We start from the raw sequence: 20,490 nt of genomic DNA on the forward strand, positions 1-20,490 counted from the left end.
TGGATGTAAAAGTGAAAAAGTGCCATGAAGAACAGTACCTTTAGATTTATTATCTTTGTTCTGGTCGCGTCTTGTTTAGTCATCGCGCCGAACGTTCAATCAAGTAATACTAATACCCATTCGGTTAACTGGGGGTATAGTGGCGATGAATCCCCGGAAAATTGGGGAGACTTAAGTCCAGAATTTAAAATGTGTAAACTCGGCAAAGCTCAGTCTCCTATTGACCTGAACGATCAGTCAGCTTCTAGCGCTGACTCTCTGGAATTTACCTATAAAAATACACCCTTTAAAGTCATTAATAATGGTCATGCTATTGAAGTTGCCTACAAAGCTGGGAGTTCTATCAAAATTGAGGGTAAGCGGTATGAACTGCTCCAGTTTCATTTCCATGCTCCCAGCGAACACACGGTTAAGGGCGCATACTATCCCATGGAAGCCCACCTGGTTCATAAAAGTGAGGATGGACAATTGGCGGTCATTGGCGTTTTCCTGAAAGAAGGTCAATACAATCCATTTATTGAAACCCTATGGGCGAATCTACCAACCCAAAAAGGAGAACGAATCGTCCGAGGTGTGACGGTTAATGCCAGTGCTTTACCGCCAAAAGATAAGTCTTATTATCATTACACAGGCTCATTAACTACCCCACCTTGTACAGAAGGCGTGAATTGGTATGTTTTGAAACAGCCCATTGAGATGTCATCCCAGCAGCTTGCTAAGTTTCAGTCGGTTTATAGCGGTAATGCTCGACCTGTCCAACCTCTGAATAAACGAGTTATTAAAACCAAAGAGTTTTAAGTGTTGACCCGCCGCAACCCTCGATAAAATCGGGTTTGTAGGGGCGGGTGCGAGGGACTAATTTGGATGGTTTTCCCTAGTTTGGTTACAAAACCCGCCCTGACTCAGGTTTGAGATCTTCTGTTCCCTGTTCTCTGTCCGTGAGTTCTTCCATCTTAAACGGATATAGGAGTTTTCAGAAGAGTGACAAAGTTCGATAGAATTTGTAAGCCTGCGGTGGACGACTTTTCAGGATGGAACTGAACCGCCATCATATTATCCCGCGCGATCGCCGCCGTGACGTGTTGTGAGCCGTGGGTTACTGTAGCGGCGCGAATCGCCGGATCAACGGGTTCAACGTAGTAGGAATGGACAAAATAAACTTGTGGATTTTCTGATAACTGCATCCACAAGGGACAATCCGGTTGAGTAAACTCCAAGTGATTCCACCCCATGTGCGGAATCCGGATATCCGGTTCTGGCTGAAATCGCCGCACTTTCCCAGGGATAATCCCTAATCCGGGTTCTTTTCCTTCTTCTGAACCCTCAAACAGAATTTGCAACCCCAAACAGATACCCAGGAACGGTTTACCACTGGCAATTACCCGTTTAATCGGTTCCTCAAGTCCACGCGATCGCAAATGCTGTACAGCCGGATCAAATGAACCCACTCCCGGTAGTACAACCGCATCCGCCTGTTCAATCTCAGCCGCGACATCCGTTATCTTGGTTGTTGCACCTGCATTCTCCAACCCTTTACAAGCCGAGTGCAAGTTACCCATATCGTAATCAACCACCGCAATGATTGGCATAAACCGATTCCTCGTTATTTTTGTGGTTAAATCTTTATTTTAATGAGTTCGGTGCTAATCGATAATGTCAACAACTATCCTTTTGACTTCCTTTCAAACCTGGTTACCTCATCAGAAATCCAATGCGTCCGATGATTTACTCCTCAAACTCCAAGCTGAGAGTAACCTGTTCCAAGATCAAGCCATATCGTTAACCTTCCTGAGACAGCTACCCGTGGACGTATTCCCCGCCAGCGATTTAGCGATCGCGAAAATTGAACACCTGCAACCGGATGTGGTGATCTGTTGCGGTATGGCAGAATCCCGTTCCCGATTAACTGTAGAAGCTGGAGCAACGCCTCGATACCTTGTTGCTCAAGTGTATTGGTTCATTTATTATCTACTTCTTCAACCAATTTTAAGCCTGAAAGGGTTGTCCTATTGTCTTCCCGCCTTCTTTGGCAATGAGACATCTTTCGAGACTCAATTGCTCAAAACTGCTGTAGACTTAGAGAAATTAGTCGAGGGATTAACTGAAACTGAGATTAGTCATGACGCGGGAAAATTTGTCTGTGAAGGACTCTATTATCAGCTATTACGCTATTTTCAGGATTATTCCCCAACAACAGGCTGCATTTTTGTCCACGTTCCCGTACTAACCCCCGAAAATCTAGCCACAATTTTGACTGACTTTCGCCTAATTATTTCCCGAATCGCCCTTTGGTCAACCCTTCAACACCAAAGCCGAAGACGAGATGCAACGACTGCGGCTTAGAGACAAAGGCAATATTGATTCCTTCTGCTTTAATGGAGTTTTTTTAGGTTGGGTTTCGACTTCGCTCAACCCAACCGACTAACCCCTGCACAGCGCAGCGGAAATACTTGAACAGCTTCGTAGATAGGATGAAAATGTAGAGACGCGCCATGGCGTGTCTGGGAAGCGGGGGAAGATGTTAGCTATTCAGTTATTTCTACCTTCTTGCACTAGACGAAAAAGCAGATACCCTAACAGGAATGTCGATCCAAGGTTTTCTTGCCTAAAATGGTAAAAATAAGTTTCCTGTAGGAATGGCATCATGGTGGAACCGGGGACAGCGTTGAGTAGTGTCGGCGCTTTAATCGTGAAAAACTTAGAACTCAAGCAGATTTGGCTGAAACTACAGCAGGAAAATCTGGAAGAGTACGTTAACGATTTTTTCCAAGACTGCCTCAGCGAGGGGGTACTATTAGCCTCACCGCATATCCTCAAGAAAGCCTTACTTGAAGCCTTAGCGGAATTCTTGACAATAATCGAAGATGAACTATTAGTTGAATGTGGGTTAAGCGGCGCAGAAATCCGCGACACCTATCAAGTCGCAATCGAGCAGTTTATCCGAGATGACGACGTGAAACCGCTATTGGGAAAAGCCTTTGAAAAAAAATGTCGCGCCATCGACGCCAATCAATTAAGAACCATTTGGGTACAGCGCTATTCACCCAATATGCCAACTGGGTTTAACTGGGATGGGATTGCCAAGCAATATGTAAAAGATGTGAGACGCATTGTTAGGAATTCGCCAGAGTTAGAGGAACTGTTAGAATTAGAGATTCAGGAATCCATAGAAGAAAAAGTTCGAGAAATTGCTGGAATTCCTCCGGATTTTAATTTACCCAAATATCAAGAGGGATTACGGGAACGCTACAGCAACTTAAATCTATCCAGTTTAGACACAACAGGCTGCGCCTATAACCAACTGAAACTCTGGCAAGTTTTCATTCCGCAAAATGTGCGACAAGTTCATCAGGGATTACCCCAACTCTATGAACTGCCCAAAGAACATCAGCGGCGACTGCGAGAGAGTAATCAACTTGACACAGATATATCCATCGAAGAGTTAACCGACTATAAACAGGTTTATTCTCAACAGCCAATCCGCCCCATCAATGAAATTATTAACGATAAAGATAACTATCCCTATCTGGTGATTCTCGGTGATCCGGGTTCTGGCAAGTCTACCTTGTTGCAATATTTGGCATTAGATTGGGCAAATTCTACCCCCAATGACGCCAGTTTACAGCCGATACCCCTGCTGATTGAATTACGCACCTATATGCGAAATCGCGATGCGGGACAATGTAAGAATTTCCTGGAATTCTTCCATGATAGCAGTGGGATTGTCTGTCATCTGAATCAGCATCAACTGGTGGAACGGTTAAAAGCCGGAAATGCTTTGGTGATGTTTGATGGCTTGGATGAGGTATTTGATCCGGGAAAACGCGAGGATGTAATTACCGATATTCATCGCTTTACCAATGACTATCCTGAGGTGCGAGTAATCGTCACCTCTCGCGTGATTGGCTATAAACCACAGCGGTTACAAGATGCCCAGTTTGATCATTTTATGTTGCAAGATTTGGAGGCAAATCAGATTCAGGAGTTTATTACCCGTTGGCATGATTTAACGTTTACGGATCAAGTGGATAAACATAGGAAGCGAGAACGGCTGCAACGGGCAATTGATACCTCAAAAGCGATTCGGGAACTGGCTGAAAATCCCTTATTGCTAACCATGATGGCAATATTAAATCGTAATCAGGAATTGCCCAGAGATAGACCCGAATTATACAACCAAGCGTCGCGGGTATTGCTGCATCAATGGGATGTGGAACGGGCGTTAGTGGAACATCAGCAGTTAGAGATTCAAACCATTGATTATAAAGATAAGCAGGCGATGTTGCGTCGGGTGGCTTATCAGATGCAAGCAGCGGAGAAAGAGTTCGCGGTAGCTAATCTGATTGCGGCGGATGAGTTAGATCAGATTTTGACAGATTATCTGAAAACCTTAGATATCAATAATCCCAGAGTGATAGCTAGGGTGATGATAAAGCAACTGCGGGAACGGAATTTTATATTATGTTTCATGGGGGCGGATTATTATGCCTTTGTGCATCGGACATTTTTGGAATATTTCTGCGCCTGGGAATATGTTTGGCAGTTTGAGAAAGAACGAACAATTTCTCTGGAGGAGTTGAAAAGCGAGGTTTTTGGTAAGCATTGGTGGAATCCATCTTGGGATGAGGTGCTGTGTTTAATCATAGGAATGATTCAGCCAAAAATTGCTGGTCATGTCATTGAATATTTGATTGAAACACCTGATGCAGATGAATGGCATACTGATCTTTCACACAGCAAGCTATTTTTTGCAGCTAAGTGCATTTCAGAAGTGAGAAATCGGGTTGATATTAAGGAAACTGCTGATAAAATGCTCGACCGACTGAAAGGTTTGACTGATGGCGATGACCCTATAGAAAAAGAAGAAGCAATTAGAGTGATCGCAACTATATGGAAAGATGCCCCAGAGACATTAAATTTGCTCAAAGCTATAGCTCAGTCTGATCGCTATTGCTATCATGATTATACTCAATTGATAGCAGTTAAGGGATTAGCCGAGAACTGGAAAAATGACCCTGATACTTTTCTCCTACTGATGGAACTGGCTAAGTCAGATGAGAATGGTCATGTTGGAAATGCAGCGATACAAAAATTACTTAAAGGCTGGAAAGATAAGCCAAACTTTTTGTCCGACCTTAAGACATTGGCTCAGTCAGCTAAGCATTGTCGTGTGCGAGAGACAGCGATGCGAGAATGGGCGCAAGGCGGGTTCTCAGATCCTGATATTTTACCTTTACTGAAGAGAGTGGCTCAGTCTAATGATCATTGGCATGTCCGAGCAGCAGCATTGGAGGAGTTAGCACGAGGCTGGAAAGATGAATCGGGGATATTTGAATTTATATGCGATCGCGCCGTCAATGATCCCTATCCTTTAAAAGATGAGACAAATCCTTTAAAAGATGAGACAAACAAGACACCTAATCCTCGTAAAACGGCACTTGAAATCATTATCAAACAATATCCTGATAATCCCCAGACTCTACCCTTGCTGCGCGACAGAGCCGAAAATGATCCTGATGAAAAAGTTAGGGAGTTTGCTCAGACAGAATTGGCACAATTCGAGAAGCAAAAAAGTGATATATGATATAATTTTAAACATGAATTTTGTTGACATAATCCAATCTAAACAACGTTAGTGTTAACTGAAATTGCACTAAATTTCGAGTTTGTAGTCAGCGCTTTAGCGCTTCTAGCACTAAATTGTTTACTACGAAACCCGCTTAATCAGCGACATTCGTGTTAAATGTGTAGGGGCGGGTTTCACAACTATCTTTTTGGTTGCACCCAGATGTGACTAAACCCGCCCTGTTTCTGGAGTTGTCAATTTATACAAGCGGGTCGTTCCCACAGGGGAATCATATTAGAGGGGCAAACTTTGATAGAATTTAATCAACATCCCTCAACGACAGCACAACAACGTATGACCAAGTAAATTCAACTTAGGTTTTAATACTATGACACTCACCAAAGAAGAAATCATTTATCCCTCTAGTGATGGTAAACCCATGGCAGACAGCACCATTCAATATCAATGGATTACCAAAATCCAAGGCGGCTGTGATGCTTTATTTAAAGATGACCCCAATGTATTTGTCGCCGGAGACTTACTTTGGTATCCAGTTGAAGGCAACAACACCATCTCCCAAGCGCCGGATGTAATGGTTGTGTTTGGCGTACCGAAAGGCGATCGCCGTTCCTACCTACAATGGCGCGAAAATAATATCCCGCCGCAGGTTGTCTTTGAAATCCGTTCTTATCATGACAGCCAGACTAAGATGGATAAAAAACTGGCATTTTATAACCGCTATGGTGTGGAAGAATATTACCTCTATGATCCCGACAATAAAGATTTGAGAGGATGGCAAAGAATTGAGGGACTATTAGAAGTCATTGAACCCATGTCCGGCTGGGTTAGTCCTCGCTTAACGGTGCGGTTTGAATTAACAGAAGCCGGGTTAGAATTATATCGACCTGATGGGCAACGGTTTTTGTCCTATTTGGAATTAGAACAACAGCGAGAACAAGAAGCTCAACGCGCTGAACGGTTAGCGGCAAAATTGCGGGAGTTGAATATTGATCCAGATAGTCTTTAAGGCAATTTAGAGGTTCGTAGTTGCGCTTTAGCGCTATAAACGTTCGCATCGCTTACGACAAAAGTTATAGTGCGTTACGCTACCCTTTGGGAACGCTACGCGAACGCTAACTTCCAGCCCTCACCCCCAGCCCCTCTCCCAAGCTTGGGAGAGGGGAGTAAAAGAGTCCGGTTCCCCTTCTCCCATGCAAAAAAAGCGAAGCATTCTCTGTCCTCCCCCATGGAACAAAAAGCGAAGCATCTGCTGGCTTCCCCCTTTTTAAGGGGGACGGGAGGGGGATCAAAAGGGGGACGGGAGGGGGATCTAATAGGGGGACAGAAGGGGGATCTAATAAGGGGGAACGAGGGGGGATGGAGAAGGGGTTAGGGGATGAGGGGGAAATCATAAAAACGTGCGAATACACAGCCCTAAAACCGGGCGCACGTCGGTGCGCCCCTACGATAAAATAATGATTCAATTTCGCCGATATAACATCCCCGGTAACTGCGACACTAACCCCTCTAATTCCAACTGCAACAAAACACCGGAAACCTCCGCCACTGTCATCCCCGTTTCCTGAACAATCACATCCAAAGGCGTCGGTTCAATCCCTAAAACCTGAAACACCTTTGCCAACTCTGGCGCTAACTTCGGCGTCGCTTTAACAGGTTCTGGCTCAAATAAAGACAACTGTTTCCCAGTATCCAATTCCGGTATCGCCCCCAACATATCTAACAAATGCCCTTCACTCAAAATCACACTTGCCCCCCGATTCAATAATCCCAAACATCCCACCGCATTGGGATTATCTAACGAACCGGGTAACGCATACACATCCCGACAAAACTCATTGGCTTGATACGCCGTAATCAACGCCCCTGATTTCGTTGGCGCTTCCATGACTAAAACCGCCCGACTCAACCCGGCAATAATTCGATTGCGTTGGGGAAAGTGGGGGCGATTCGGCTTGGTTCCTGCTGGATATTCACTTAATACCAATCCCCCGTCTAAAATCGCCTCGTACAAGAGTTTATTTCTAGGCGGATAAATCACATCAATTCCTGTGCCAAAAACCGCTACCGTTCTCCCACCCGCCTCTAAACATCCTTTGTGGGCTTCGGTATCAATCCCGGCTGCCATTCCAGATACTACAGTAAAGCCCTTTTTCGCCAGCGCTGCACTAATTTTCCGTGTCCAACGTTTACCATAATCCGTTGGTTCACGAGTTCCGACGATCGCAACCATCGGCTTCATCCCCTGATTTTCCTGCTGATCCACCTGTCCGCGATAGTACAATACGGGCGGCGGACTGGGAATCTCTAGTAATAAGCGGGGATAATCCGGATCAGCAGGTGTCCAGAAACAGGGATTTTTGATACAGTGTTGTTCCAGAAACTGTTGGGGATTGAGGTGCGATCGCGTCTTCTCTACAGCCTGAACCAATTGCCGCCCAAACCCTTCCACCTGACCCAATTCTTGCACTGGAGACGCCCAAGCCTCAGCTAACGAGTCAAAATGCTGCTGTAGGCGTCGCAGTAATATCGGTCCTACACGCGGGACTTGTGACCAAGCTAACCAATAAGCGCGATCGTCTGGCAATGGATTGTCCTCCCTATCAGTACATATAGCACTACGAGGATACGTTAGGACATTAGTTTATCCCAAGAAGCAACAGGCAACAGTATCGTCAGAATAATTAGAACTCAATTAAGAATAAATTGCATTAACAGGTACAATAATCATCTATCCACTCCAGTGCAGCGTAATCAATCTGAGTGAACCCTGGGCAAATCAAGTCGCCCAATCCCAGATAGGCTCAGATAGTTAGCAATCTGGCAACGGGTCACAAAGGACAGCGATCGCGGCTCACTGGAACTCAACCCAAATCACAATAAGACTGGTCGTAGATGAAAATTACTAGACGTAGTATACTCGGACTCTGCTCTGGACTCGCTCTATTAGTCGTTGCTGGCTGTTCGAGTCCCGACGAACCCGCCGATACTGTAAGCACAGATAGCGCAGCCGATAACACAGCCGATGCAGGAGAAATTAACCTCTACTCCGCCCGTCATTATGACACCGATGATGCCCTCTACAACAACTTCACCGAAGAAACGGGAATCGAAGTGAACCTGATTGAAGGAGACGCCGATGAGTTGATTGAACGGATTAAGAGTGAAGGCGAAAACAGTCCGGCGGACGTATTAATTACCGTTGACGTGGGACGCCTGTGGCGGGCGCAAGAGGAGGGATTGTTACAACCCATTTCCTCAGAAACCTTAGAATCAGCCGTTCCCGCCAATCTCCGTGATCCCCAAGGCGAATGGTTTGGGTTATCCAAACGGGCGCGAATTATTGTCTATAACCAAGAGAATGTGCAGCCAGAGGAACTCTCCACTTATGAAGCCTTAGCCGAACCCGAATGGAAAGGACGAGTTTGCATCCGCAGTTCCGAAAATATCTACAACCAATCCTTAGTCGCCTCTAAAATCGAAGGCAAAGGAGAACAAGAGACAGAAACCTGGGTCAAAGGCTTAGTGGATAACTTTGCCCGTCCCCCGGAAGGAAATGACACGGCGCAAATTAAAGCCGTAGCTGCGGGTCAATGTGATGTCGCGATCGTTAACCATTATTATGTAGCCCGTCTCAAAAAATCCGATGCGGCAGAAGATCAAGAGGTAGCGGAACAAGTGGGCGTGTTCTTCCCCAATCAAAGCGCCGATGGGACTCATGTCAACATCAGTGGTGGCGGTGTGGTTACCGATGCGCCGAACCAAGAGAATGCCGTTAAGTTTCTAGAGTACCTGGTGACGCCAGAAGCCCAGGAAATCTTTGCCAATCAAGCGAATGAGTATCCTGTCGTGACAGAGATGGAACCCAATCCTGTTGTGGCTGATTTTGGCGACTTCAAAGAATCAGAGTTAGATGTCGTTAGTTATGGAGAAAAGAACCCAGAAGCGGTTAAGCTAATGGATCGGGCAGGTTGGAAATAATCCTAATCCTTTAATCCCAGTGGGGGAAGATGGGAAAGTTGTAAGTGTGTAGGGGCGGGTTTCACGATTATCGTTTTTTGCCCGCCCTGAAGTGACTAAACCCGCCCTCATCTTCACTCTCCCTTGGGAAAGCTTAGTTTTTGCCTGGGGGAAATTTCAGGTTAACGCAGGTTCACTGGATTGATAAATATGAGCCGCTTTCAGCATATGATAGGTAATCAACAATTGAGTTAAGGCTAAGGGATAACTCTGGAGTGTTTCCCCTGTGGTTCCCGTAACCTTACCAATATTGGGATCACCTTCTAATGTGCAGTATTTACCCAAGTAAGGAATTTCACTACATAGAATCCGCTCTAATTCCCGTACCTGTTCCTCTGTCGCATGACCGTCAACTTCCAGGACATCCACAGGCTTACCCATATCTCGGTCTAATTCGAGACGAATGGCTGTACTCAGATGGGATTTGCTGGGACTGAGGAGTCGGGTAAAATCTGGATGAGGAATCGTCGGTCTGAGAACTAACCGCACATTCAGCATTAAATCCCTCTGTTCGTCAGATAATTCGTCAGGAGGATAGAAACTGACGACAATATCTGACCACTTACGCTGGGGGCGGATAAATTCCTCGGAATCCGGTTCCCGTTTTCTCAACTGTTCGAGTACCTGTTCATCCGTATACCCTCGCTTGCGTGTATCCCGCTTAACTTTCCACTCACTCCGCAGCGATTCTGGGGGGGCTAAAAATGCCTTGACATCAAAGCACTCACGCGCCAAACGAGTAGAATAACCAAGTAATCCTTCAACAATCACAAATCGTCGGGGTTGAATGTACTCTGGAGGTTCAAAGGTACCCGTGTTGTGGTTGTAAATGGGTTTGAGAATCGATTGTCCCGTTCGCAGCAAACCCAGATGCTGCTGCATGATATCTAGATAGTTACAGTCAGGATGGAGGGCTGAAATCGCTTTTTGCGCCCGTTGCTGGCGATCATAGCGATGGTAATCATCGGTACAGAGGATGGTGACTTCATCTTCGCCCAATATTTGAGCAATTCCTCGTGTTAGCGTTGTTTTGCCAGCAGCGCTATCACCGACAATACCGAGGATAATAGGGCGATGAGTCATAGGTCTTCGATGATTATAAAATTAGGGAACTCCTGATTCGTATAATTCTAGGTGGGAAGGGGATATTTGTCATTCGTCATTCGTCATTCGTCATTCGTCCCCAGCTTCCCCAGCTTCCCTAGCTTCCCCAGCTTCCCCAGCTTCCCCAGCTTCCCCAGCTTCCCCAGCTTCCCCCGCTTCCCCAGCTTCCCTAAACCTCATCCAGCCATCTGACTAGCGATATCATCCGTCTTTGCCGCCATGATAAAGTCGTTTTTGTGTAAGCCGGAGATGGCGTGAGTCCACCAGGTTACAGTGACTTTACCATACTCGGTTAAAATAGCGGGGTGATGTCCTTGTTCCTCGGCAATTTCACCCACACGGTTGGTAAAGGCGATCGCTTCTTTGAAATCGGGAAATTCATAAGACCGTTCTAAGTGGGCTTCCCCTTCTGGCTGAATTAGGTTCCAGTCGGGAATTTCCGGTTTCAGTTGGGCGATCTCCTCTTGGCTAACGGGGGATGAATTCTTGGTGCAAGCTTCGCATTTTTGTTGGTTTAATTGAGCCATCGTGATTATCCTTGTAACTGCCATCACTTTCACATACCAACTTTGTCAGAGCATCTATCTGAGGAGGAATGCCACGCTTCATACCGACTACGAACCTAGCTTAGGAAAATTTTAGAAAGGGGGGTGACACCCCTAATACCAAAAATGATATAGTGTGATAGATAGATGCACCCTGATAATTGGGAGAGTCCTTTGAGTGGCTCTCTTTTTTATTGGTTATTGGTCTAAGTAAGTGGACACAATTAAAGTTAGCGGTGGAGATTAGGGAACAGGGAACACCTCGACTTCGCTCGGTGTGTCACAGGGAACAGGGAACAGTAAGGGTTTGAGGCTTGTTTACATAACTTAATCTAGTTAAGTTTATTTCCACCAACCTACTTATGACATCCTGTTAACGCTCAATCAAAGACTTTCAGGTTAAACTGTTCTAGATAATGATATAGCCAATCCTATGGGAAATACGCCCAACCACATCAGACGGAATATCATTATGAACCTCAACATCGCTCGCCTGATCCAAGGAACTGGGAGTACGATCGCACTCGTGACACTCACCAGTTGTGCATTTACCCCTCCATCCGATACCGCCACCGTTTCCCAAACTCCACCCGAATCGGTGGATTCCGCCTCATCGCCAGATGCAACAGCGTCGGCTGATTCAGTCGCCACTCCTCAAGGTGTCCAGAAAACCACCGTCATCGAAGGGTTAGATCATCCCTGGGGGATGGCATGGTTACCCGATGGTGCGATACTGATTACGGAGCGATCGGGACAACTGCGAATTGCCCGCGATGGGGTACTTGATCCCACACCAATCGCTGGGGTGCCAGAGGTTTTTGCGGTGAAGCAGGGTGGGTTAATGGATGTCTCGCTTCATCCCCGCTTCTCTGAGAATTCTTGGGTTTATCTTACCTATTCCCACGGCACGCGCCAAGCTAATCATACACGAGTTGCTCGTGCCAAATTTGATGGTAACGCCCTCAGCGATTTAGAGGTAATTTTCCAGGTATCTCAGCTTAAATCGGGGGGACAGCACTTCGGTTCCCGCATTGTTTGGTTACCTGACGATACTCTGTTAATCGCGATCGGTGATGGGGGAAATCCACCAGTACAACTCGACGGTGATTTAATCCGTAAACAGGCACAGAATCGCCGCAGTCATTTAGGTAAAATTATCCGGCTCAACGACGATGGTACAATACCCAATGACAATCCCTTCGTCGAATCCCCAGATGCTGATCCAGCCATCTGGAGTTACGGACATCGCAATATCCAGGGACTCACCTTCGATTCCCAAACCCGTCGAATTTGGTCTACGGAACATGGTGCTAGAGGCGGCGATGAATTAAATCTGGTGGAAGCGGGTGAAAACTACGGTTGGCCCCTCGTCACCCATAGCCGCGAATATTCTGGGGGAATCATTTCTGATCAGCAGTCTCGTCCAGGAATGGTCGATCCCAAACTCGTCTGGACTCCGGCGATCGCACCATCCGGTCTGGTTATCTATGATAGCGATCGCGTTCCCCAGTGGCAGGGCGATTTATTTGCGGGAGGATTGGTTTCGCGGGATGTCCGCCATATTGAACTCGATGAATCTGGCAATGTCGTAAATGAGACATCCATCGATATCGGTCAACGGGTGCGGGATGTGCGCCAAAGTCCGGATGGACTATTGTACATTCTCACCGATGAAGCCAATGGACAACTGATCCGCATCGAAACCCAGCGACAGTAGGGGCGGGTTTAGTTACATCTGGGTTATCGACCAAAAGTTACACCGTGGACTTATACCAAGACAGAATTACTTGTGGGTAGGTTTGTCTAGGTTTTTAGAAGCGGTAACAAGAACTGTTAATCGTGAAACCCGCCCCGACACAATCAAAACTCCTATGCTAGATAGGAGTGGAATCAGCTTTCGGATGCAGCACCTAGCATGGATCGCAACCTCGCCCAACCTCGACTATCTCGCCGGATCAGGATTTCCCGTCAACAAAAACGCCAGTTGATCCTGGCAATTCCTGTCACCTGTCTAGTCACCTCACTCGCTGCGTTTGGCTGGTTGCAATTCCAAACCGCCCAAGCCGAAACTCGGTTGCAACATACCCAACGGGTGCGTCTGGAAACAAAAAGCTTACACTCCGATCTCCTAGAAGCCGAAACTGCTGTCCGAGGGTATGAAATTACCCGCCGTCAAGACTTTCTGGATCGCTATGAATCCGCGATCGCCCAAATTCCGGTAACTCTGGATCAATTGCGTCAACTCATTGCCCAAGAACACGCCCAAACCCATCGCCTGCAACGGATTCGTGAATTAGCTACTGCGAGAGTTAGCTTGTTACAACGCAATCTCCGATTAGTGGATGCCAAACCGGAAACCGCCACGGAATCCCCAGAATTCATCGATCAACTGGTGGAGGGGAAACAAGTCATGGATCAAGTCAACGCTGAAATCCAGCAGTTTCTGATCACTGAACAACAGGAAGAGACGCAACTCAACCAAACCTTAGACCAACAGCGCCAATTTACCGGGTCAATTTTGGCACTTTCTGCGATTATTGGTATCGGTGGTTCCCTTCTCGCCGCTTACCTGTCACACCGTTTAGAACAACATTTACAGGAACGCGATCGCCGTTGGCGAGAGAGTGAAGCCCGTTATCGGGCAGTTGTGGAAAATTTCCCTAATGGAGCCGTCCTTCTATTTAACCATGAATTACGCTATTTACTGGCAGATGGGACTGGTTTAGCTAGTGTTGGTTTATCCAAAACCCAATTAGAAGGGAACACCATACAGGAATGCTTACCTCCCAAAACCTGTACCCAGCTAGAACCCCTCTATCGCCAAGTCTTAGCGGGCGAAACCGTTACCCAGGAAATGCCCTTTGGCGATCGTATTTTCACCGTCCATGCCTTACCCCTAAAAAACCAGACGGGTGAAATCATCGTTGGTATGGTTGTGACTCAGGATATCACAGAGCTTAAACAGTCAGAACAAGAACTCTATCACGCCAATCGCGCCCTGCGAACCCTGAGTGAATGTAACCAGGCTTTAGTCTTAGCTACAGATGAAGCCACCCTGCTGCACAATATCTGTCAAATTATTGTGGACTTCGGCGGCTATCGTTGTGCCTGGATTGGGTTCGTTCAACATGATAATGCTAAAACCGTGCGTCCCGTAGCCCAAGCGGGGTATGAGAAGGGTTACGTTGAAGCCTTACAGATTAGTTGGGGGGATAATGAACGTGGTTGGGGACCGACTGGAACTGCGATTCGCACCCAAGAACCTAGAATTATCCCAAATATTCTCACTGATCCCAGTTATCGGCTGTGGCGAGATGCGGCGAGTCAACAGGGGTATGCGTCATCTATTGCTTTGCCCTTAATTGTAGAAGGAACTTGTCTGGGGGCATTAAATATCTATGCCACTGAACCTGAGGCATTTGATCCGGCTGAAGTTAAATTACTCACCGAATTGGCAAATGACGTGGCTTACGGTATCTCGGCATTGCGGACACAAGTGGCATTGCGCCAAAATAAACAGCGTTTAGATAGTATTCTCAATGCCTTGGATGATGTCGTCTGGTCAATTTCCGCGACGACAGAGGAGGTACTTTACCTAAATCCAGCCACGGAAACGGTCTATGGGCGTCTCGTACAAGACTTTTTTGCTCATTCTCACCTGCGGCTAGAGGTGGTTCATCCTGATGATTATGCCCAGGTTAGTACCTTTCATCAACAGTTACTGGCACAAGGTACATATAGCCTAGAATATCGGATTCAGCGACCGGATGGAGACATTCGCTGGCTTTATGATCGGGGGCGGGTGACTTATGATCAGGAGGGTCATCCCCTGCGACTGGATGGGATTGCTTCGGATATTACCGATCGCAAACAAGCTGAGGAAGCCTTGCGGGTGAGTGAGGAACGCTGGCATTTAGCCCTGCGGGGGAATAATGATGGGATTTGGGATTGGAATGTGAAAACCAATGACGTTTTCCTGTCGCCCCGTTGGAAGGAAATGTTGGGCTATGAGGAGGATGAAATTCCCAATCATTTAGATGAATGGTCGAAACGAGTCCATCCCGATGACCTAGAGTGGGTGATGGGGCTGATTCAAGACCATTTTGACCAGAAGACTCCCTATTATAGTAGCGAGCATCGCCTCCTGTGTAAAGATGGCTCCTATAAATGGATTCTTGATCGTGGACAAGCCCTGTGGGATGACCAGGGTAAAGTGGTACGGATGGTGGGTTCGCACACCGATATTAGCGATCGCAAAGCCGCAGAAGCTGCCCTACGAGACAGTGAAGCCCGGTTTCGTGCCATGTTTGAGAGGAGTAAGGCGATTAAACTGTTAATTGATCCGGAAACGGGGGCGATTGCGGATGCGAATTGGGCGGCGGTTAAGTTTTATGGGTATTCGCGATCGCAGTTAATCACCAAAACGATTACGGATCTCAATTGTCTGCCATTACCTCAAGTTCGGGCAGAGATGAGACGGGCAAAATTAGAGGAACGAACCTATTTTGTCTTTCCTCACCGTCTGGCGTCGGGAGAGATTCGAGAGGTGGAAGTCTATTCCAGTCCGATTGAGATTCAAGACCGTACTTTTCTGGTTTCGATTATTCATGATATTACCGAACGCAAACAAGCAGAACGGGCATTACATGATAGTGAAGAACGCTTCCGGGCTATCTTTGAACAAGCCTCGGTGGGGATTGCCCTTGTCACCCCCTCTTCTGGCGAACTTTTGCGGGTGAATCAACGCTACTGTGAGATTACCGGGTATCCTGAATCTGAATTAGTGGGGCGGCGGGTACAAGATATTACTCACCCGGATGATCGGGAACACAATATTGAGTATTTACAGCAGTTAATGTCCGGGAAAACGTCCACCTATGCTACGGAAAAACGGTATATCCGTAACGATGGACAATACCGATGGGTCTATATTTCCATCTCGCGGGTGTGTGATTCAGAAAACAAACCCAACTATGCCCTGGCTGTCGTCGAAGATATTAGCGATCGCAAAGCGACAGAAGCGGAATTGCGGGATAGTGAGGCGAAGTTTCGGGCGTTCTTAGAATCGGCGTCAGAAGCGATTATTGTCACCAATGCCCAGGGAGAAATTATTGTCTTTAATGCCAAAGCTGAAGAGTTATTTGGCTATAATCGCAGCGAGATATTTGGGCGCAAAATTGAATACTTAATGCCGCCACGCTATCACTCCATCCATACTCATCATCGGGCGGATTATCTCACCCATCCCAGTAAACGTTCCATGGGGAAATCCAAGGATTTGTATGCCAAACGTCAGGATGGAACTGAATTTCCCATTGAGGTAGGACTAAGTACCATTCAAACCAAGCATGGCACCTTTGTGATTGCCTTTCTCACCGATATTACCGAACGTCAGCAAGCGGAACATGAGATTAAACGCCTCAACCAGAAGTTAGAATCTCAGATTCGGGAAACCGAGACGCGATATGCCCAAATAGTGGAACTCGCCGAAGAAGGAATCTGGGTAACCGATGCCCAAGGCAATACCACCTACATTAATCAGGCAATGGCACGGATGTTGGGGTATACCGAGGTGGAAATATTAGGACATGCGATCGCGGATTTTCTTCCCCCTGGAGATAATCGTTTCACTGCCGCTGCGAGTATCCCTCTGCATCCAAATCAGGTGCATCGCCAAGAGGTTGAATTACGCACGAAAACTGGAAACAATATCTGGGCATATATGTCCACCAGTCCCGTCCTCGATGATCAGGGAAACCTATTATGGTCTTGTGCCTTAGTCTATGATATCACTGAACGCAAGCAAGCCGAAAAACAGTTACGTGAAAGTAATGAACGGATTAGTTTAGCGAATGCGGAATTAGCCAGGGCGACTCGGCTAAAAGATGAGTTTCTGGCAAGTATGAGTCATGAGTTACGCACCCCGTTAAATGCGATTTTGGGTTTAGCGGAGGCACTCCAGGAAGAGGTGTATGGTTCATTAACTCCAAAACAGCAAAAATCATTGGCGACAATCGAAGAAAGTGGTAAGCATTTGTTAGAGTTAATTAACGATATTCTGGATCTGTCTAAAATCGAGTCAGGCAAAATGTCTCTCTCGGTTTCCCTTGTCTCTGTCGATAGTCTGTGTGAATCGAGTTTGACCTTGATTAAACAGCAGGCGCAGCAAAAAAATATTCGACTCGATTACCACATTGCACCGGGATTAAGCGAAATTGAAGTGGATGAACGGCGCATCCGCCAAGTGTTAGTCAATTTATTAAGTAATGCGGTAAAGTTTACGCCCGATGGGGGTAAGGTTTCGTTGCAGGTGACTACTGATCCTGATGGTGAACAGTTGCAGTTGAGTGTTATCGATACCGGGATTGGCATTGCCCCAGAAAATCTGGATAAACTGTTTAAACCCTTTGTCCAATTAGATAGCAGTCTCTCTCGTCGCTATGCGGGAACCGGGTTAGGGTTAGCGCTAGTGCGGCGAATTGTTGAATTACAAGGCGGGAGTATTGCCTTAGAAAGTGAGGTGGGGAAAGGCAGTTGCTTTACGGTAAACCTTCCCTGGAAACATCCAAGTCGTATTGGGGAAAGATTGAAGCAACCTAAACTAATGGTTGGAGAATTGCCGCCGATTCACAAAGCTTTAGTGGTGGAAGATTCCGATGCTTCAGCTAACCATATTGCCCGGTATCTGGGCGAATTAGGCATCACTGTTTTGATTCATCCCCAAGGGGAAGGCACGATTAATGCGGTGCAGACGTTTAACCCGGATGTAATTATCTTAGATATTTTACTGCCGCATATTTCCGGTTGGGAGGTGTTGGTGCAGTTAAAGGACAATTTAGCGACTCAATCCATTCCCGTTGTTGTGGTTTCTGTTGTCGATGATCCGACTCAAGCCTTAGAGTTAGGGGCGTCTGACTATTTGCTTAAACCCATTTCTCGTCCCCAGTTACAGTCAGTATTGAGTCAGTTGTTTACCACACCACCGGAGACGACTCCGCCTGTGGTTGAGGAACAGTTACCGTTAATTTTATTGGCAGAAGATAATGAGGCAAATATTATTACCTTGACGGATTATTTGCACAGTAAAGGGTTTCGGGTGGTTTTAGCTAGGAATGGGATTGAAGCGGTGCAACAAGCCAAGCAGTATACACCGGATTTAATTCTCATGGATATTCAAATGCCAGAAATGGATGGATTAGAATCAACCCGCCAGATTCGGGCGGACAGTGATTTACCTCGGATGCCGATTATTGCGGTGACGGCGTTGGCAATGCCGGGCGATCGGGAAAAATGCTTGGCAGCAGGGGCAACGGAGTATATGGCGAAGCCAATTCGCTTGAAAAAGTTGGTGACGCTCATTGAACAGTATCTGCATCGGTAACATTGGCTACTGCATTTTTTCAGGGTTCTCCTATCTGAAGGCATAAGACTCCAAGGCAGATCAATAATAGAAGGGAGAAGGACATGATAACGGTTTATACTCAGTTGCGCTCAAACGTAGTAGATAGGAAGAGCAGGGGAAGCAGAGGGAGCAGGGGAAGCAGAGGAAGCTTGTAGAGACGTTCCGGTGGAACGTCTGGAAGCAGGGGAAGCAGAGGGAGCAGGGGAAGCAGGGGGAGAGAAAGTTATATCTTTGAATACAACTTGGTATTAGACGAACCTGATATCACGTTTTTGTCGGTCAGACATCACTGACAGTTATTGTCTGTCTCTGAGATACTGAACTAACATGGTCGAATTATATCCACTCCAGTCGCCGTATTTTTTACTAAAAAGACTAAAACAACGAATTAGCTAAAGTTCAACTATCTAAGTAGGTTGGTGGAAATAAACTCAACTCTATTAAGTTCTATCAATAGACCTCAAACCCTTACAAATGACAAATGACAAATGACAAATGACAAATGACAAATGACAAATGACGATCTCAACCGTTAACTTTTATTGTCCCTACCTACTTAAATCTATGGTTAACCTAAATCAGAATACATCTATCTTAATCGTGGATGATGATCCGAATGCCTTTGATGTGATTGAAGCCCATCTCTATCGAGAAGGGTATGACTTATTTTATGCCGCCAGTGGTGAAGAAGCGTTAAACCTGCTCGACTCCATCGAACCGGATGTCATCTTACTGGATGTGATGATGCCAAAGTTAAATGGCATTGAGGTATGTCGCACAATCAAATCCGATTCCCATTGGAAACACGTTCCCGTGATTATTGTAACGGCACTCAACTCCAAAGAAGACTTGGCGCGATCGCTAAATGCGGGTGCTGATGATTTTATCACCAAACCTGTCAGTGGAATTGAACTGCGGGCAAGAGTGCGATCGATGTTACGGATTAAGCAGCAATATGATGCCCTAGAAGCGACGTTACGTCTGCGGGAAGATTTATCAAATATGATTGTCCATGATTTAAGAAATCCGCTGACTAATATTTTACTCTGTAGCGATTTGCTGTTACAAAGTACAGGCAATGACAAAGATTTACAGCGATTGCAAATTATTTCTGATTCGAGTCGTGAACTCAACTCCATGATCGATAACTTGCTAATGTTAGCGAAAATGGAATCTGGCAAAATGGTTTTGAATCAGACTGATGTTGATTTAAATCAATTAGTGGCTGACGTGATTTTCCAATTCCAAGCCATTGCAGAACATAAAAAGATTAGACTAATAGGTAAGCTGGACAAAACCCCAGCTTCTCTTTGTCTGGATATCAATTTATTTCATCGCGTTTTGGAGAATTTAATTTCTAATGCGATTAAGTTCTCTCCCCCAGAAAATTTAGTCATTGTCGCCGTAAATTCTCCCAATGAGTCGGTATCCTCCAATTTCCCCAACGCCCAAGCCAAGCTTCAGATTATTGATTCAGGTCCAGGAGTTAGTGAAGAACGCAAACACCATATTTTTGATAAATATGAAGTGGGAGATTTAATGAATGGCGTGTCTCAAATTGGCTTGGGTTTAACCTTTTGTAAAATGGTAATTGAGGCGCATCATGGGAGAATATTCGTCACAGACAACCAACCCCAAGGCTCAATCTTTACAGTAGTCCTTTAATGGCGAGGGAACAGGAAATAGGGGGTGTAAGTAGGTCATTTGTCATTTGTCATTTGTCATTTGTCATTTGTCATTTGTCATTTGTCATTTGTCATTTGTCATTTGTCATTTGTCATTTGTCATTTGTCATTTGTCATTTGTCATTTGTCATTTGTCATTTGTCATTTGTC

General features: G+C 46.0%; 12 protein-coding genes. 8 read left to right on the top strand and 4 right to left on the bottom strand.

Annotated elements, in window-relative coordinates; translation table 11 throughout:
• Positions 1–24: 24 nt before the first annotated feature.
• Positions 25–798 carry a carbonic anhydrase gene (locus RIC07_RS00145; protein WP_446392742.1) on the top strand — a complete coding sequence of 258 codons (774 nt, stop codon included), beginning with the start codon at positions 25–27 and terminating at the stop codon, positions 796–798.
• Between the two features lie 155 nt (positions 799–953).
• Here the strand turns inward: RIC07_RS00145 and hisH are convergent, their stop codons facing one another.
• Entirely contained in the window at positions 954–1,589 is a 636-nt protein-coding gene (gene hisH / locus RIC07_RS00150) for an imidazole glycerol phosphate synthase subunit HisH (protein WP_446392743.1), read from the bottom strand.
• A gap of 64 nt (positions 1,590–1,653) precedes the next feature.
• Between hisH and RIC07_RS00155 the strand changes: the two genes are divergently transcribed.
• From RIC07_RS00155 to RIC07_RS00165, 3 genes are all read left to right on the top strand, one after another.
• On the top strand, positions 1,654–2,343 hold the full coding sequence (locus RIC07_RS00155) for a peptidase C15 (RefSeq protein ID WP_446376648.1): 690 nt from the start codon (positions 1,654–1,656) through the stop codon (positions 2,341–2,343).
• A gap of 301 nt (positions 2,344–2,644) precedes the next feature.
• Positions 2,645–5,584 carry an NACHT domain-containing protein gene (locus RIC07_RS00160; protein WP_446392744.1) on the top strand — a complete coding sequence of 980 codons (2,940 nt, stop codon included), beginning with the start codon at positions 2,645–2,647 and terminating at the stop codon, positions 5,582–5,584.
• Between the two features lie 370 nt (positions 5,585–5,954).
• Complete coding sequence (locus RIC07_RS00165) at positions 5,955–6,593, top strand: Uma2 family endonuclease (protein ID WP_446392745.1); 639 nt, start codon at positions 5,955–5,957, stop codon at positions 6,591–6,593.
• A 453-nt stretch (positions 6,594–7,046) separates the two neighbouring features.
• On the opposite strand, the gene dprA is transcribed toward RIC07_RS00165, so the two are convergent.
• Positions 7,047–8,171 carry a DNA-processing protein DprA gene (gene dprA, locus RIC07_RS00170; RefSeq protein ID WP_446392746.1) on the bottom strand — a complete coding sequence of 375 codons (1,125 nt, stop codon included), beginning with the start codon at positions 8,169–8,171 and terminating at the stop codon, positions 7,047–7,049.
• Positions 8,172–8,479: 308 nt separating this feature from the next.
• On the opposite strand from dprA, the gene RIC07_RS00175 reads away from it, so the two are divergent.
• Positions 8,480–9,565 (top strand): Fe(3+) ABC transporter substrate-binding protein, encoded by a 1,086-nt coding sequence (locus tag RIC07_RS00175; protein ID WP_446392747.1) that lies wholly within the window; start codon positions 8,480–8,482, stop codon positions 9,563–9,565.
• A gap of 156 nt (positions 9,566–9,721) precedes the next feature.
• On the opposite strand, the gene RIC07_RS00180 is transcribed toward RIC07_RS00175, so the two are convergent.
• Both RIC07_RS00180 and RIC07_RS00185 read right to left on the bottom strand, forming a co-directional pair.
• Positions 9,722–10,687 (bottom strand): phosphoribulokinase, encoded by a 966-nt coding sequence (locus tag RIC07_RS00180; RefSeq protein WP_446392748.1) that lies wholly within the window; start codon positions 10,685–10,687, stop codon positions 9,722–9,724.
• Between the two features lie 197 nt (positions 10,688–10,884).
• Positions 10,885–11,235 carry a 4a-hydroxytetrahydrobiopterin dehydratase gene (locus RIC07_RS00185; protein ID WP_446392749.1) on the bottom strand — a complete coding sequence of 117 codons (351 nt, stop codon included), beginning with the start codon at positions 11,233–11,235 and terminating at the stop codon, positions 10,885–10,887.
• Between the two features lie 490 nt (positions 11,236–11,725).
• Here RIC07_RS00185 and RIC07_RS00190 point away from each other — a divergent pair, with 490 nt between their 5' ends.
• The 3 genes from RIC07_RS00190 to RIC07_RS00200 all read left to right on the top strand — a co-directional run bounded on the left by RIC07_RS00190 (position 11,726) and on the right by RIC07_RS00200 (position 20,320).
• A complete protein-coding gene (locus RIC07_RS00190; RefSeq protein WP_446392750.1) occupies positions 11,726–12,970 on the top strand; it encodes a PQQ-dependent sugar dehydrogenase in 1,245 nt (414 codons plus the stop codon).
• Between the two features lie 198 nt (positions 12,971–13,168).
• On the top strand, positions 13,169–18,634 hold the full coding sequence (locus tag RIC07_RS00195; RefSeq protein WP_446392751.1) for a PAS domain S-box protein: 5,466 nt from the start codon (positions 13,169–13,171) through the stop codon (positions 18,632–18,634).
• A gap of 537 nt (positions 18,635–19,171) precedes the next feature.
• Positions 19,172–20,320 carry a hybrid sensor histidine kinase/response regulator gene (locus RIC07_RS00200; RefSeq protein ID WP_446392752.1) on the top strand — a complete coding sequence of 383 codons (1,149 nt, stop codon included), beginning with the start codon at positions 19,172–19,174 and terminating at the stop codon, positions 20,318–20,320.
• Positions 20,321–20,490: the final 170 nt, after the last annotated feature.

The sequence above is a fragment of the Coleofasciculus sp. E1-EBD-02 genome (assembly GCF_040218245.1).
Lineage (GTDB): Bacteria > Cyanobacteriota > Cyanobacteriia > Cyanobacteriales > Coleofasciculaceae > Coleofasciculus.

What these genes read in the sequence shown, in the direction of transcription:
- RIC07_RS00200 (WP_446392752.1), top strand. Translation starts at nt 19,172, where the DNA reads ATGACGATCTCAACCGTTAACTTTTATTGTCCCTACCTACTTAAATCT.
- RIC07_RS00180 (WP_446392748.1), bottom strand. Translation starts at nt 10,687, where the DNA reads ATGACTCATCGCCCTATTATCCTCGGTATTGTCGGTGATAGCGCTGCT.
- RIC07_RS00145 (WP_446392742.1), top strand. Translation starts at nt 25, where the DNA reads ATGAAGAACAGTACCTTTAGATTTATTATCTTTGTTCTGGTCGCGTCT.
- RIC07_RS00155 (WP_446376648.1), top strand. Translation starts at nt 1,654, where the DNA reads ATGTCAACAACTATCCTTTTGACTTCCTTTCAAACCTGGTTACCTCAT.
- RIC07_RS00185 (WP_446392749.1), bottom strand. Translation starts at nt 11,235, where the DNA reads ATGGCTCAATTAAACCAACAAAAATGCGAAGCTTGCACCAAGAATTCA.
- RIC07_RS00195 (WP_446392751.1), top strand. Translation starts at nt 13,169, where the DNA reads ATGGATCGCAACCTCGCCCAACCTCGACTATCTCGCCGGATCAGGATT.
- hisH (WP_446392743.1), bottom strand. Translation starts at nt 1,589, where the DNA reads ATGCCAATCATTGCGGTGGTTGATTACGATATGGGTAACTTGCACTCG.
- RIC07_RS00160 (WP_446392744.1), top strand. Translation starts at nt 2,645, where the DNA reads ATGGTGGAACCGGGGACAGCGTTGAGTAGTGTCGGCGCTTTAATCGTG.
- RIC07_RS00175 (WP_446392747.1), top strand. Translation starts at nt 8,480, where the DNA reads ATGAAAATTACTAGACGTAGTATACTCGGACTCTGCTCTGGACTCGCT.
- RIC07_RS00165 (WP_446392745.1), top strand. Translation starts at nt 5,955, where the DNA reads ATGACACTCACCAAAGAAGAAATCATTTATCCCTCTAGTGATGGTAAA.
- RIC07_RS00190 (WP_446392750.1), top strand. Translation starts at nt 11,726, where the DNA reads ATGAACCTCAACATCGCTCGCCTGATCCAAGGAACTGGGAGTACGATC.